A 14,738-nucleotide genomic window follows, 5' to 3' on the forward strand; every position below is an offset into this window, starting at 1 on the left:
AACTCGTCCTGGAAAAGGGCCTGCTGCCCGCCGAGACCCTCGCCGACCTGCTGCGCCCGGAGGTCGTCGCGGGCAGCGGCCGAGGAACCATATGAGACTGCCTCGCGGGGGACCTCAACGACGAGACCTTCGTCTCCAAGCTCGCCGCCCGAGCGGCGGATCACCTGGGGGACGTGGGAGTGGTCGTCCTCTGTCACGGACTCCAGCAGTCCAGCCCGCTCGCAGGGACCACCGCCGACGACGCACGCGACCTGCTTCACAGCAACCTCCTGAGCGCGTTCCTGGTCATGAAGCACCTGATGCCGCCGGCACCCGAGTCGGGAGCGTCGACGGTGTGCGTGAGCTCGCGCCTCGGCATGGTCGGCATGCCGAACCAGACCTTGTACTGCGTCGGCCGTGTCCGCGTCAGGTTCGGTCGTCGCGCTGTGGAGCGACTGCTCGGTCCAGATCACTTTGCCGCGAGGCATGTAGCGGGCGCGCCTGGGCGGGAGTGACGGATCCGCCGGAACACCCGCTTCTCACCGCGTCGAAACGCCTGGTCGTACCGCCCGAACCGGTCCCTACGCGATCGGCATGCCAGGCTCGCTATGGTCATCACGTGACCAATCCGACCTCACGCGACTACAACAAGGCATCAGTCCTCGACGTGGTCCTCTCCCGCGCGCCCTTGACGCGGAACCAGCTCATCGAGCTGACGGGCCTGAGCAAGGCCACGGTGTCCAGAGCGGTGGAGGAGCTCCGTGCCGACGGCTTCGTCGTCGACAGCGGGGTCGACGAGATCACCGGCCGCGGCCGCCGCTCCACCTATCTGGACCTGCCCGGCACGACCGGGCACGTCGCCGGTGTCAGCTTCGGTGCCCAGACCACGAGTGTGCTGGTGACCGACCTGAGGGGTCGCGAGATCCAGCACGTGACGGTTCCCACCGCCGATCAACAGGAGGTCGAGGACGCCGCGCGATGGCTGGTCGACCTCATCGCGCAGGCCGCCCGGTCCGCGCAGGGTCCTCTGCGCCAGATCGTCGCCGCAGTGCCCGGCCGGGTCCGGGGCGGCACGGAGATCTTCGGCCCCGCGGAGTCGATGAAAATCTTCGCGGGCTCAGGCCTCCAGCAAGCCGTCGAAAACCTCATCGAGGCCCCCGTGCTCCTCGACAGCGACGCCAACGCGTCCCTGCTCGGGATCCTCACGAACGACGCCACCATCAGGAACGCCGCACTCTTCAGCGTCAGCACCACACTGAACTTCGCCAGCTGCACGGATCATGAGCTCGCCCGGGGAAGTACACCCACCTTCGGCGGCATCGGGGTGCTCTCCTCCGGAGTCGGCGACGAGAACCTCGACGAGCTGCTGAGCACCGGAGGTCTCCTCCGGTTCGCTCGCAAGCGGGGGCTCGACCTGGAGCGCATCGAGGATCTCTGGCTGCAACCGCACACCCAGGCGCCGCACGCCGAAGTGCTGCAGGCGTTCACCACCGCGGTCGTGACCGCTGTCAGCGTCGTCGCCGTGACGCTCGACCCGGAGTCGGTCTACTTCGTGGGCCGGCTGCGCCCGCTCGTCGACGTCGTCCTTCCCCAGGTGCGCGGACGGCTCGACCAGAGCCTTCCGGTGGTGCCGGAGATCAGGACGGGTCCGCATCAGATCGGTCTGTCGACGGCACAAGGCGCGGTCTACGCATGCCTGACGATCGTTCAGGAACGGCTGCGCGACGCCGTGCTCGGAGCACGGCAACACAACCGGCCCACGGAGCGGTCCGCGCCGGCCTTCTGAGTCGACCGCCGGCAGGCGAGGCGCATCTGGCGGCGCGGGCCTGGCGAGTGGGCATGTCGACGTGGCGATCAACGGGACGGACACAAAACTTTCTAGTTTCAGATTGGAACTGGAATAAATGATGGTAGGTTTCCGGCTAACGCAGCGAGCAACCCCGGAACGAGACTGAAGGTGTGCCTGCCGATGACTTCGACGCTGAGTCGGGCGATTGCCCACTACCCCAACGCGTTCGACCCCGGGGTACTGAGCGAGCTCCCCGAGCACCTGCAAGAGACCATCCAGCGCCGGAACAAGGTGCTGGGTCCTGGCTACACACTGATCTACAGGGAGCCGGTCGAGTTCGTCTCCGGTCACGGCGCCCACCTGATCGACCGTGACGGCAACGACTACCTCGACGCCTACAACAACGTCCCCTGCGTCGGGCACGCCCACCCCCACGTGGCCGAGGCCGTCGCCCGCCAGATGGCGGTGGTCAACACCAACACGCGCTACGTCCAGGAAGCACTGGTCGACTACGCGGAGCGGCTTCTTGCGACGTTCCCCGAGGAGCTGTCCAGGCTGAGCATCGCGTGCAGCGGGTCGGAGGCGAACGACCTGGCGGTGCGGGTGGCGCGATTCCACACGGGCGGCGAGGGCATCATCGTCACCCGCTGGGCCTACCACGGCCTCACCCGTGAGGTGGCGAGCTTCTCACCGACCCTCGGCGCGGGCTCGCCGCTGGGCCCGAACGTCCGGCTCATCGACGCTCCCGACCCGCGCCTCGTCGCGCCCGGATCCACGCTCGACGAGCACATGAGGCAGCAGGTGCGCGGCGCGATCGACGACCTCGAGCGCCACGGCTACCGGCTCGCGGCCCTGATCACCGACTGCGCCCACAGCAGCGACGGCATCTTCACGGACCCGGTCGGTTACATGCGAGCGGTGGTGGAGGAGGTGCACGCGGCCGGCGGTGTCTACATCGCGGACGAGGTCCAGTCGGGATTCGCCCGGCTCGGGGAGTCGATGTGGGGCTTCAGCCGCCACGGTGTGCTGCCGGACATCGTCACCATGGGCAAGCCGATGGGCAACGGCCTGCCGATCTCGGGTGTGGTCTTCCGCCCCGAGGTCTGCGAGGAGTTCGGACGCAACGTCCGCTACTTCAACACCTTCGGCGGCAGCTCCATCCCCGTGGCCGCGGGCGCCGCGGTGCTGGACGTCTTCGAAAAGGAGAACGTGCAGCAGCGCGTCCTGGAGAGCGGCAACGCTCTGCGTGCGGGGCTGCGGGAGATCACCAAGGATTCCCCCTACGTCGCCGAAGTCCGCGGCGCCGGTCTCTACGTCGGCGTGGAGATCGTCAAGGACCGTCAGACCCTCGAGCCGGATCGCGCACGTGCCGAAGACGTCATCAACGACATGCGCGATCGCCGCGTCCTGATCAGCGGCACGGGCACGTCGGCGAACACGCTGAAGATCCGCCCTCCGCTGGCCTTCGACTCCGCCGATGTGACGCGATTCCTGGAGACCTTCGCCGAGGTCGCGAAAAACCGTCTGTGACAGGCTGACCGAAGGGACTGACCGTGAACACCTCACCAGCCACGAACCATGCTCAGCGGCTCCTCCAGGAGAGCGGCCTGACGTCGTCCCACGAGCCCATCGACGTGATGCTGGTGAGCATTTTCCTTGAGGAGCGCTACCGCCTCACCGGGCGCTTGGGGCGACTGGCGACCGAGAAGGACGACACCTTCAGACTCAGCACCGACTCGAGCAACTACCTCGTGAAGGTCTCACCACCTGACGAGGCGGAGGCGGTCGTCGCCCTCCAGACCGCCGCGATGCGCCACCTCGAAACCGCCGCTCCGCACTTGCCCGTCCAGCGGGTGAAGCTGACCGCCGACGGAGACGACCATGTCACGATCAGGCTGAACGACGGCAGGACTCGCATCCTGCGGGTGTTCGACTTCGTCGAGGGCCAGGTCCTGGCCGATGCGAACCCGGATGCGGAGCGGCTCGCCGAGGCGGGCGAGATGCTGGGGCTGATCGACGTGGCGCTCAGGCCGTTCACACACCCGGCGGACCGCCGAGGTCTGGCATGGGACATTCGGCATTTCCACCAGATGACCGAACTGGTCGAGCACACGCCGAGCCCCGAGCACCGCCAGCTGGCCGAGTCGGTCTTCCGGCTCTTCCGTGAAAACATCGTCCCGAGGCTGAGTGATCTCGAAACCCAAGTGATCCACGGCGACTTCAGCCCATACAACATCGTGGTGGATACACAGAGCGATTACTTCGTCACCGGTGTCATCGACTTCGGCGACACGGTGCGCAGCGCGGTGATCTTCGACCCCGCCGTTCCCATGGCGAACCTGCTCGGCAGGACGCCGGATCATCCCTGGCGGGACGCCTGCGCCTTCGCCGCCGGCTACCAACGCAAGCGGCCGATCCAGGCCTCTGAACTCCCGCTGCTCCCGGTTGCCGCGTTGGCACGACTCACACTGCGTGCGCTGATCACGAACTGGCGCGCGGAGCGCGCACCCGAACGGCGCGAGTACCTCCTCGGTCACGCCAAGGACGACTGGATCAATATCGAGCGTTCCTTGACCGTGAGCCTGGACGACGTCGTCGCGCACCTCGGGGAAGCCCGTCACGGGCATTCCTGATCTGCCGTGATGGGCCCGACGCGCTGCAGGTGTGTCCGCCGTTCGTCGTCGATGAGGACGAGGTCACCTTGATCGCCGACACCGTCACCGCCGCCCTCGACACCGTCCGCGCACGGTGACCACACTCCAAGGAGGATCCATGAATCTCGCCGACTACGACGCGCTGAGCTTCGACTGTTACGGCACGCTTATCGACTGGGAGGCCGGCATCGCCGCCGTACTGGCCCCGTGGGCGAAGGAAGCTGCTCTCGACCACTCCGACGAGGAGTTGCTGCTCGCCTACGCGGATAACGAGGCCCAGGCCGCAGTGGACATGCCCGATGCCCTCTACTCGGCGGTTCTCGCCGAGGCGTTCCGACGCACCGGGAACAAGCTCGCACGGCCCGTGAGCGAGGAGTGGGCGCAGCGACTGGGCAACTCTGTTCCGGAGTGGCCGGCCTTCGACGACTCGGCCGAAGCGCTCGCCCTCCTGGCCGAGGACTACAAGCTCATCATCCTGTCCAACGTTCACCGGGCGGGCTTCGCGGGGTCGAACAAGCGTCTGGGCGTCGAGTTCGACCGGATCATCACGGCCGAGGACGTCAAGGCGTACAAGCCGGCTCCGAACCACTTCGAGGCCCTTGACGAGGCACTGGAGGAGATGGGCGTCCCGCGCGAGCGGGTGCTGCATGTCGCGCAGAGCCTCTTCCACGACCACGTGCCTGCCAAGCGTCACGGTCTGCCGTCGGCGTGGATCAATCGTCGGCACGACCGTCCGGGCTGGGGTGCCACTCCCGAGCCCGCGGGGGAGTACTCCTACGCTCTTGAGTTCCCGGACATGATCTCGTTCGCGCGGGCAGCGCGTGAGGCGAAGCGCTGACTGGGCGCACAGCCGCAACAGGCGTCCGCGTCAGAGGACGCCCACGCCCTTCTTGAGCTCTGCCGCCGCGTCGCGGTATACGGGCAGGACCGTGCCGGTCGACATGTGGGCGTTGTCCAGGACGAGGGCGGGCTTCTTTTCGAGAGCTCGCCAACAAGCGGGTCCGGCTCGCCTCTTGGGGGGAACGGGAAGTCGTCTCGGCGGATTGCGAGGGTCGATGTTGTCCCGCTCGAAGAAGACAAGGCCGCCGCTACCTGCCCTTCGCCGGAGAACCCCTGAGGCAGGCACCCCACCCGCCTCGCCGGCGACCCGGACCGCATTGCCGATGACTGCCGACGAGCGGAGGCGGCCGGCTGTGCCGGCGTCGACCTCCTCGCGTACCGCGCCACCGATGCCGACCCTTTCGACCTGGTCCGCGCCGCCACCACCGGCGGCCTGTTCGTCGCCCGCTGCAACCCCACGCCGGCACCCTCCGATCCCAACTGGCCTCAGTGGTGGGTCTGTAGCGAGAGCCACCCCGGGAACCCAGACGGAAGACGGCGCGGAGCGCCTAGTGCGTTCGAAGCGGTCACCGCTTCGCCGTCCGGGATGAGTCCCGCAACAACCGTCAGCCGAACGGCGATACCGAGGCTACGGCGCTGAGGCGGCGGGAGTGGGTGGCTACCTGGTCCTGAACCGGTCCGGACGCACGAAGTCCAGGCCGTCGATGGTCTGTTTGCCGAGCGCCTCGTGTGCCGCGATGTGGCCGTAACCGGTGGCCATCTTGAAGCCCTTTCCGGAGAATCCGGTGGCGCAGTAGACCCTGCTGTTCTCATCCAGCCGGCCGAGGAGGGGATGCCTGTCCTCGGTGAAGAGGTCGGGGAAGGCGTCGGAGCGCACGATGGTGGGGATCAGACCGGGAAAGAATTCGGTGACGATATCGGTGACCTTCTCGACTTCTTCCCGGGTGAGTTCCCTGAACACGGAGTCCGGGTCGGGAGTTTCCCTTCCGCGTCCGTCCAGCGGTCCGTCCACCGATGCCTTGACCGTCACGCCGTCGACGGCGGGTGCGCCGTACAGGGAGCGATCGCCGTACAGCCGGCTGAAGACGGGGAAGTTCTCCGGCGAGAACTGCGTGCCGTCTTCGGCGATGAACCACGTCAGGACGATCCGATGGGTTTTCGTAACGGCCCTGAGGTGGTCGGGCATGAGCCTGCGGGACCAGCCGCCCGAGGCGACGATGACCTTCTCGAACGTCCAGGTTCTGTCGCCCGAGGTGACGACCACGCCGTGTCCGGTTTCGGTGATGCTGTCCACGGGCGTGTTCTGAAGGACGGTGGCGCCGTTCGCCTGGGCCGCCGCGACGGCGGCGCTGACGGCGCGGTCGGTGCGCAGAACGCCGGCGTGGGGGTCATAGACGGCGCAGTCGTCGGGGCGGAGGTTGTGCTGGGGGTAGCGTTCCGCCATGTCCTCGCGGCTGAGGACGTAGTGCTCGGCTCCGGTGATGCGCGTTGCCTCGAGCAGGCTGTTGATGAAGCTGCCGTTCGCCGTCCCGATGGACAGCCCTCCGGTGGGAATGAAGATGTCCTGCCCGGTTTCCGCTTCGAGCTCGGCCCACAGGCCGCGGGAGTGTTCGATGATGCGGTAGTAGTCGGGCCTGCCGAGGTAGACCATGCGGAACAGGCGGGTGTCTCCGCCCACGGCACTGCGGCCGTGGGCGGGGGTGGCGGCCTCGAAGCCCACTACCGAGTCGGACAGCCGGGAGGCCTGCCACAGGGCCATGCTTCCGATGCTGCCCAGGCCGATGACCGCGAGCTGTGCGTCCATGAGAGCCGTTTCCTTTTCGTCTACTCGTGAAGTCCGGCGAGTCTGCTGCCGAATCTGGCCAGCAGTGAGGTCGTGCTGGACCCCCTGCGCTCCTCCCACTGGTCGGCAATGCCGAAGAGCCGGTACATGGCGTGAACGCCCAGCCAGCGGATGGGTTCCGGTTCCCACTTCCGTGCCCGGTAGCCGACCCAGGGAAGAGTGGTCCGTTCGGTTTCGAGCTCGAAGGCGAGCTCCACGAGAGTCCTGCCGCCGACGTAGGCCGACGTGACGCCGTGTCCCGCGTAGCCGGTGGACGACCCGATCCCCGATGCCGGGTCCCAGTGCACGCCGCCGTTCCAGTCCCGCGTGACGCCCAGAACTCCCGACCAGGCATGGTCGACCTCGAAGGGGATCCCCGGGAAGAAGGAACCGAGCTTGTGCGAGATCAGGTCGATGGTGGACTGGGCGGTCGCACCGGCTCCCCCGGTGCCGGACCCGTACCGGTAGGGGACACCGCGGCCCCCCATGGCGATACGGCCGTCCGACGTCCGCTGGGCGTAGATGAACGTGTGCGCGGAGTCGTTGAGGCACTGGGGCCCGTCCCAGCCGATCTGCTGCCACGCCTCCTCCGGCAGGGGCTTGGTCACGATCATCGAGGAATTGACCGGGATCAGGCTCCGGCGGCCCAGCAGCTGTCCCGAATAGCCTTCGGTACAGATGAACGTCCTGGCCGCGGTGACACGACCGTTGGCCAGGATGAGGGTCTTGTCCGCGACGCTGTCCACCCGGCTGCCTTCGTAGATCCTGACCCCCATGGAGGTCAGGGTCTCGGCGAGGCCGTAGACGAGCTTCACGGGGTGGAACCGCGCGCAGTGCTTGTAGAAGAGCCCGCCGTGGACGGTGGAGATGTTGATCTGGGACTGGAATTCGTCCCGGTCGAGCATGTGGACTTCGTCGTCGGTCAGCCCGTACTTCAGGTCGGCATCACGCCTGGCGACAAGGCGGCCCAGCCCCGCCCGAGTGTGGGCGGCGACGAGTGCGCCGCCCTTGCGCTGATCGGCGTCGATGCCTTCGGCCCGGAGGATGTCCAGGACGGAGTCGACGCCGGCGACGAATTCCTGCTGCAGTGCCCGGCTCGCCTCCAGCCCGCCCCCGGCGCGGGCGAAGGCGGCACGGTTTCCCGGAGGCATCGCCGAGAGCCAGCCGCCGTTGCGCCCCGATGCGCCGTAGCCCACCTGTTCGGCCTCGAAGACGGCGACCGACAGCGACGGTTCGAGCTTCTTGGCGAAGTACGCCGCCCATAGGCCGGTGTAGCCGCCGCCGACAATCGCCACGTCCACACTGTCCTGGCCGGTGAAACGGGGGAACGAGGGCCTCTTGTCGGCCAGTTGGGCCACCCAGAAGCCGAGCTCTCCGTTTCGGGGTGGTGCCGCAAGAGCGTTCATGGTGTGTCCTTCATTTGTCTCTGGGAACCGCGTGGGCCGTTGCTGCTGGAATGCGGTGTGGCCGCTGTCGACGGAGAGCGTTGCCCCGGTGATGTACGAGGACTCCGACGACGCGAGGAACACTCGCCGCTACTCCGCAGTGCAGATCACCTGGAATCTCGACAGGGGTGTTGAGAGGCAGCCCAGCGACACCGATCGCGGTGTTGGAGCCCACCGTCCGGTGATGCACGAGGTACGCGCTGCCGGCGAGGACGGGTAGCCCAGTCCTGGGGCTTGGAGGCTTCTGAAGCCGAGTCACCCTTGACGGTTTGAAGCAGGGGCAGACTCACGCCGCCACCGCCTTGCTGCGGATTCACTTTCTCGGGTCTCCGCTCGGGCGTCAGGGGCGCGGCAGGCCGAAGAGGACCGGGAGGTCGGCGATGTCGGTGATCCGCTCATAGCCGAGCCAGTGCTCGTCGTGCTCGAAGCCGCGGTCGACGTACACCTTGTTCTCGATGCCCATGATGGCCGCGGAGCGCAGGTCGTACATGGGGCTCGCGGAGACGTGCACGAGCTCGTCGGGTGTCACGCCGAGCTTGTCGAACGCGTACTCGAACGCACGGAGTCGTGGCTTGTAGACGCCCATCTCCTCGGCGCTGATGACGACCTCGAACGGGGCCTTGAGGTTCTCCGCGAGGCGCACGGCGTGCGCGGTGTCGCTGTTCGTGATGATGACCAGCGGGACTTCCTCGGCCAGGCGGTTCAGCGCCTCGGTGACACCGGGGTGCGGGCCCCAGGTGGGGATGCGGTCGTACACCGCCCGCGCCTCGTCCTCGCGGTACTCGAGACCGACCTTGTGCAAGGCGCGTTCCATGGAACGCGCGACGACCTGGTGGAACGGCTGGTACGCGCCCGTGCACTCGTCGATCCGGTACGCCTTGCAGATCCGCAGGAACTCATCGGCGACCTCGGCCGGCAGTCGGTCGCCCAGGACCTCACGCATCGTGTCGTTGATGCTGAACTTGATCAGCGTTCCGTTCATGTCGAACGACACGAACTTGGGCTTGACGTCGAATCCCACTGGTCCTCCTAGTTTTTCAGTTGAGCAGTCTGGCGCTCTGGTCGATTGTCGACCATCGTTGGTCGATTGTCGACCATGCGCCTGCGACTGTCAACGGTGTCAGGGGAGTGCCTCGGGCAGACCTTGCCCGGCCCTCCGTGCGGGTGTGGGTTATCGAGCAGGCCGCGGGCATCGGCAACATCACAGGCCAGCCAGGTGCTCGGCTTCGCACGTAGAGCCTGGCGCCGACTGGACGAAGAAGACGGAAGAGTCGGCGCCCGGAGACCCGAAGGTCCTGCGTCGCGCGTCCTGGGTCGGCGAGCCACGGACCCGACCCGATCTGTCACCGCGACCCGTGAGCCGGATGGAACACCGCTCTGAAATCGGTGAGCTCAGTGCCAGATACGTCAACTTGACGTGTGGAGGCAAAACCAGCAGAGGTATAGTCGACAAACGACCAAATGGTCGACAAGCGTCGAGGGAGGGCAACGGGGTGGACCACAAGTTCGAGTGGCAGGAGCAGCGGATGACGACGCCGGACGGCGTCTACCGCACACTGCGTGCCGCCATCCTCGATGGGACCGTACCGCCCGGTGGCCAACTCCGCGAGGCGCACATCGCCGCTGATCTCGGCATCAGCCGCTCCCCGCTGCGCGAGGCGCTGACCAAGCTGGAGGAGGAGGGGCTCGTCGTCAAGATCCCCTACCGTGGGGCGTTCGTCGTAGAGGTGAGCGCTCGTGAGGTCGCCGAGATCGACTCGGTCCGGCTACGTGTCGAGCCGTACGCCGCCGAGCTCTCGGCCGAAGCACTGCGCGGTCCTGAGCGGCCTCAGTTGCTGCAAACCGTCGAGGATCTCCGACGGGCAATGGAGAAGGACGACATCCCGGCCAGCATCGACGCGCACCTTCGATTCCACAGGCTCTTCTACGAGCTCTCGGGGCACGGCGTCCTGCAGAGTCTCTGGAACGGCTGGGAGACCAAGCTGCGCCTCCACCTCAGCGCCGATCACCGCACGTACAGCGACGACCCGCATCAATTGGTCGTCGAGCACGAGAGGTTGGCGGCGGTTGCCCTGGAAGGCGACACCGACGCGTTCCGCCAGGAACTGGCTGCCCATTTCCCGATGGGGCTGGGGGCTCAGACGGGAGATGCAGGGGAGCGCGCGCCGCGGCATGCATGAGGCTATGCCGGCGTGCGCGAAGGCGTCCAAGCCCGCTCGCCACTGTGGACGTTGCATACCCATGTCGAAGTAGCCGGCCGCCAGCGAGGTGGGGCGGGTGGGAGGCGGCGGGTCGTGGCGGCCTTCTGTCATACGCGCGGCTTCTCCCGCGGCGCAGTCGGCGTCGACTCCGGCGCGCTCCATCCCGGGAAAACCCTCAGATGGGTGTCGTCGGCAGGCGTGGATCTCCGGCTCCAGGTAGGGGCCGTACTTGCCTTTCGACGGCGTTCTTCCGGCCGTGAACGGGTCCAGTGTCGCCACGTGACGCCATTGCCGAGCTGGTCACCACGGGCTTGCGGCCAGTCGCGGTAGGCCTTGCCGGAACAAGGGGCAGCAGGCCAGACCGCTCTTGTGACATGGGGATCTCGCCGTCAGCCGTGCGTCGACCGTGTATTGACAGTGCTCAACGGGCACCCATATGGTCGACAAACGACAATGTGGTGGTTGGTTTAAGTCGCTATATGGCGTTATGTCGCCACTGTTACTCGAGAGGAGAGCCGAGTACAGATGATCAAGATCCCCGTTCCCTCCGCGGAGGTGGCGCGATGAGCCGGTCCGTGACTTCGGCAGCGAACACTGACTCGGCTTCCGGTCGGCTCCAGGCCTTGGGTCTGGCTCTTCCCGAGCTCCGTGACAACCCGTACTACGTGCACCACCGGACCGTGGGCTCCAGCATCCACATTTCGGGCCAACTCCCTTACAAGGACGGTTGGCTGATGGGTCAGGGCATCGTCGGCCGGGAGGTCGAGCTGGAGACGGCGCGGGAGTTCGCGCGTCATGCCGCGCTCAACTGCCTCGCCGCCGCTGTGCAGGCGGTGGGCGATCTGGACCGGGTCCGGATCGTGCAGATGCTGGTCTTCGTAGCCAGTGCGCCGGACTTCGGTCTGCAGTCGAAGGTCGCGGACGCGGCCAGTGAGCTGCTCCTCGAGGTGCTGGGCGAGAACGGACGGCTCGCTCGCACCGCGATCGGCGTCGCCGGGCTACCGCTCAACAGTCCGGTCGAGATCCAGATGGTCTGCACCGCAGTGTAGGGCGAGCCAGACGGCGGTGTACGCGAGCGCGCGAGGTCGCGGGCCGCGCGCTCGGCATCCAGGGGGAGTCAGCACCCGCGCCCCTCGACCATTCCAGGCAGAACCACAAGGAGGGCAGCGTGAACCGGCTGCAACGAGCACTCGACGCTGTGGTCGAGCGGATCGACACCCCCGCGCCGATCGTGCTGGTCGACGTCATGCAAGGCAACATCGACCGCATACAGAGCTTTGCCGACCAGCGCAACATCAAGGTCAGACCGCACGTCAAGACGCACAAGTGCGTGGAGATCGGGCGACGCCAGGTAGAGGCCGGCGCGGTCGGGATCACCGCGGGAAACGTCGGTGAGGCCGAGGTCTTCGCCGCGGCCGGGTTCGACGACATCTTCCTCGCCTACCCGATCTGGGCCGCGGGATCGAAGAAGCCCCGGATTCGCCGGCTCGCCGAGTCCGCCCGGCTGCGGGTCGGCGTCGACAACGTCGCGGCGATCGAGGCCCTCGCCGACGCGATGGGAGACGAACCGGACCGGCTGCAGGTCGTGATCGAGGTCGACTGTGGCGCCCGTCGTTCCGGGGCGCCGCCCGAGGCTGCGGGCGATCTCGCGCTCGCCGCCCGCAAGCGCGGTCTGGTGCCGGTGGGCGTCTTCACCTATCCAGGTCACGGCGGCGCCGGCCGGGACGTTCGCCGGCGCGCCGCGCAGGACCAGGAGGCCGCGCTCACCACTGCGGTACGCAGCCTCGCCGACGTCGGGGTCACCGCTGAGGTGGTCAGCGCCGGCTCCACTCCCACCCTCGAGTTCTCCACCAGCAGCGTGATCACCGAGATCCGTCCCGGCGAGTACGTCTTCGGCGATCTGAACAACGCCCGGCTGGGCTCCTGCACTGACGACCAGATCGCGTTGTTCGTCGCCGGCACCGTGGTCAGCGACTGGGTCCCCGACCAGGTCATCCTCGATGTGGGCACCAAAGCCCTCAGCCGCGAAGGCAGCCCCGAGATCGGCTACGGCGGCATCGCCGGCACGAAGGCAGTACTGGCCAAGCTCAACGAGTACCACGGGTTCCTCCCGCTACCGGACGGCGACTTCCGCCCCAGCGTCGGCACCGTCGTACCGGTGGTGCCCAACCACGTATGCCCCGTCGTCCTCGGTTTCGAGGAACTCATCGTCACCGACAGCACGGGCACGTCGCTGCAGCGCTGGCCGGTCGACGCCCGCGGATTCCTCAACTGAACCGGCCCCAGGGGCAGGACCCCGTGGCCGAGCCCGCAACCTGACGACCGATCTCCCCCGTAATGGAGTACCTGACATGCGACTCAACAACGTCACGGCCCTGGTGACAGGCGCCAGCAGTGGCATCGGGCAGGCGGTGAGTTCCCACTTCCGCCGCGAGGGCGCGCGGCTGCTGCTCACCGGCCGCAGGGAGCGACTCGACAGCGCTGAGCCCGACGACCTGTACGTTCCCGGAGACCTCAACGACGAGGCGTTCGTCGAGAGCCTGGCCAAGCAGGCCGCCGAGTCCCTCGGCACCGTCGACGTCGTCGTCCTCAACCACGGCCTGCAGGCCGTCAGTCCGCTCACCGAGATGGCCTGCGACGATGCGAAGAACGTGCTCGAGAGCAACCTGCTCAGCGCGTTCCTGGTGATGAAGCACTTCGCGCCGCTGATGCCCGAGACCGGTGGCTCGTTCGTCTGCGTCAGTTCACGGCTGGGCATGGTCGGCATGTCCGGGCAGGTCCTGTACTCCGCCGCCAAGGGGGGCCTCATCATGCTCGCCAAGGGCGCGGCGATCGAATGGGCCCCGCGCAACATCCGTGTCAACGTCGTCGCTCCGGGCCTGACCGCCACCCCGATCATCGAAGCGGCTTTCCAGCGCAGGCCCGACCCCGAGGGCTACCGCCGCGAGCGCGAGAGCACGATCCCGCTCCAACGCCTCGCCACCCCTCAAGAGGTCGCTGACGCGGTGCTCTTCTTCGCATCGTCGGAGTCGTCGTACGTCACCGGATCGGTCCTGACCGTCGACGGCGGGTACACCGCTTTCTGAACATCCCCGCCGGGCATCACCACCAGCAATGGGCTGAACGAACACGCGTCGAGCGCGTGCCCCATTCGCCGCACTCGAACGGTGCCACCCACAGAGCGCCCGTGCCGGCAACCGCATCCGAGCCACCCGGCCCCCACGGCACCAGCCGCGACGCGTCGACGGCCTCCGAACATCGGGAACGGGCCACCCCACGAGTGCGTGCCAGACGCCGCTCGGCAACGGCTCATCGACCGTGGCCGCGGCCACCAACATCTCAAGCTCAAAAGGGAAAGACATGTCGCTCCTGAAGGCCATCGACCCCAATCCCTCCTTCGCGCCGCGAGAGTCCGGCCCGCTCCCGGAGCGCCTGATTTCCGGCAACCCCACTTTCCGGACCTGGGCCCAGGACGTCGCCAGTGGGGAGTCGATCCATACGGGCGTCTGGGAAGCGACGCCCGGCGACAGCTTCGTCATGAAGCCGGGCTACGTCGGCGTCTGGAAGACCATCGAAACCGTGCGCAAGATCTACGTGACCGTGATGTGAGCCCTCAGCTGCGGCTCTGGTGAGGACCGCTCCCACTCCGCTGGTGACCGCCTGTCACGGCTCCAGCTTCCCCACCGCCACTCACCCGGTGTTCTAGCCGGCGTCGCTCCGACGACAAGGTCGTCGGGGACTTCGATCCACGGCGAATAAAGCCCCCGCACAGCTTGGTCCCACGCGTCCCCAGATGAGGAGTATTGCCATGAGTGATGCCCAGATCGGTCGTAGAGCGCTCCTGCGCGGAGCAGGCGGCCTCGCCGCCCTCGCCGCTCTTCCCTCCCTCGCCGCCTGTGGCACTGGCACTAGCCGTGTGTCGTCGGGTGGGGGCAAGGGCGGCGGTAAGACGGTGGTCGTCCGTGACAGCGGCGGTTCCTACGGTGCGGCGCTGCAGAAGGCGATCTA

Annotated in this window: 12 protein-coding genes and 2 pseudogenes; 11 read left to right on the forward strand and 3 right to left on the reverse strand. The window is 67.3% G+C overall.

Annotation, left to right across the window (positions count from 1 at the left end; genetic code table 11):
• Nucleotides 1–161: 161 nt before the first annotated feature.
• From ACP4J3_RS49440 to ACP4J3_RS49460, 5 genes and pseudogenes are all read left to right on the forward strand, one after another.
• Nucleotides 162–494 (forward strand): annotated as a pseudogene (locus ACP4J3_RS49440) (SDR family NAD(P)-dependent oxidoreductase); the annotation flags it as partial.
• Between the two features lie 104 nt (nt 495–598).
• Nucleotides 599–1,765: an ROK family transcriptional regulator gene (locus tag ACP4J3_RS49445; RefSeq protein WP_426544644.1), complete on the forward strand. Its 1,167-nt coding sequence runs from the start codon at nt 599–601 to the stop codon at nt 1,763–1,765.
• Nucleotides 1,766–1,948: 183 nt separating this feature from the next.
• Entirely contained in the window at nt 1,949–3,298 is a 1,350-nt protein-coding gene (locus ACP4J3_RS49450; protein WP_426544646.1) for an aspartate aminotransferase family protein, read from the forward strand.
• 107 nt (nt 3,299–3,405) lie between these two features.
• On the forward strand, nt 3,406–4,401 hold the full coding sequence (locus tag ACP4J3_RS49455; RefSeq protein ID WP_426544666.1) for a phosphotransferase: 996 nt from the start codon (nt 3,406–3,408) through the stop codon (nt 4,399–4,401).
• A 139-nt stretch (nt 4,402–4,540) separates the two neighbouring features.
• Nucleotides 4,541–5,260 (forward strand): haloacid dehalogenase type II, encoded by a 720-nt coding sequence (locus tag ACP4J3_RS49460; protein WP_426544648.1) that lies wholly within the window; start codon nt 4,541–4,543, stop codon nt 5,258–5,260.
• 660 nt (nt 5,261–5,920) lie between these two features.
• Here ACP4J3_RS49460 and ACP4J3_RS49465 read toward each other — a convergent pair.
• From ACP4J3_RS49465 to ACP4J3_RS49475, 3 genes are all read right to left on the reverse strand, one after another.
• On the reverse strand, nt 5,921–7,066 hold the full coding sequence (locus ACP4J3_RS49465) for an FAD-dependent oxidoreductase (protein ID WP_426544650.1): 1,146 nt from the start codon (nt 7,064–7,066) through the stop codon (nt 5,921–5,923).
• 20 nt (nt 7,067–7,086) lie between these two features.
• Complete coding sequence (locus tag ACP4J3_RS49470) at nt 7,087–8,490, reverse strand: NAD(P)/FAD-dependent oxidoreductase (RefSeq protein ID WP_426544652.1); 1,404 nt, start codon at nt 8,488–8,490, stop codon at nt 7,087–7,089.
• A 379-nt stretch (nt 8,491–8,869) separates the two neighbouring features.
• Nucleotides 8,870–9,550 (reverse strand): haloacid dehalogenase type II, encoded by a 681-nt coding sequence (locus ACP4J3_RS49475; protein ID WP_426544654.1) that lies wholly within the window; start codon nt 9,548–9,550, stop codon nt 8,870–8,872.
• A 505-nt stretch (nt 9,551–10,055) separates the two neighbouring features.
• Between ACP4J3_RS49475 and ACP4J3_RS49480 the strand changes: the two genes are divergently transcribed.
• The 6 genes and pseudogenes from ACP4J3_RS49480 to ACP4J3_RS49505 all read left to right on the forward strand — a co-directional run.
• Complete coding sequence (locus tag ACP4J3_RS49480; RefSeq protein ID WP_426544656.1) at nt 10,056–10,709, forward strand: GntR family transcriptional regulator; 654 nt, start codon at nt 10,056–10,058, stop codon at nt 10,707–10,709.
• A 584-nt stretch (nt 10,710–11,293) separates the two neighbouring features.
• Complete coding sequence (locus ACP4J3_RS49485; protein WP_426544658.1) at nt 11,294–11,779, forward strand: RidA family protein; 486 nt, start codon at nt 11,294–11,296, stop codon at nt 11,777–11,779.
• 119 nt (nt 11,780–11,898) lie between these two features.
• Nucleotides 11,899–13,005: an alanine racemase gene (locus ACP4J3_RS49490; protein WP_426544660.1), complete on the forward strand. Its 1,107-nt coding sequence runs from the start codon at nt 11,899–11,901 to the stop codon at nt 13,003–13,005.
• A gap of 76 nt (nt 13,006–13,081) precedes the next feature.
• A complete protein-coding gene (locus ACP4J3_RS49495) occupies nt 13,082–13,816 on the forward strand; it encodes an SDR family NAD(P)-dependent oxidoreductase (RefSeq protein WP_426544662.1) in 735 nt (244 codons plus the stop codon).
• A gap of 274 nt (nt 13,817–14,090) precedes the next feature.
• A complete protein-coding gene (locus tag ACP4J3_RS49500) occupies nt 14,091–14,339 on the forward strand; it encodes a cupin domain-containing protein (protein ID WP_426544664.1) in 249 nt (82 codons plus the stop codon).
• A 199-nt stretch (nt 14,340–14,538) separates the two neighbouring features.
• A pseudogene (locus ACP4J3_RS49505) lies at nt 14,539–14,738 on the forward strand (ABC transporter substrate-binding protein); the annotation flags it as partial.

The sequence above is a fragment of the Streptomyces sp. UG1 genome, assembly GCF_049974585.1.
Lineage (GTDB): Bacteria > Actinomycetota > Actinomycetes > Streptomycetales > Streptomycetaceae > Streptomyces.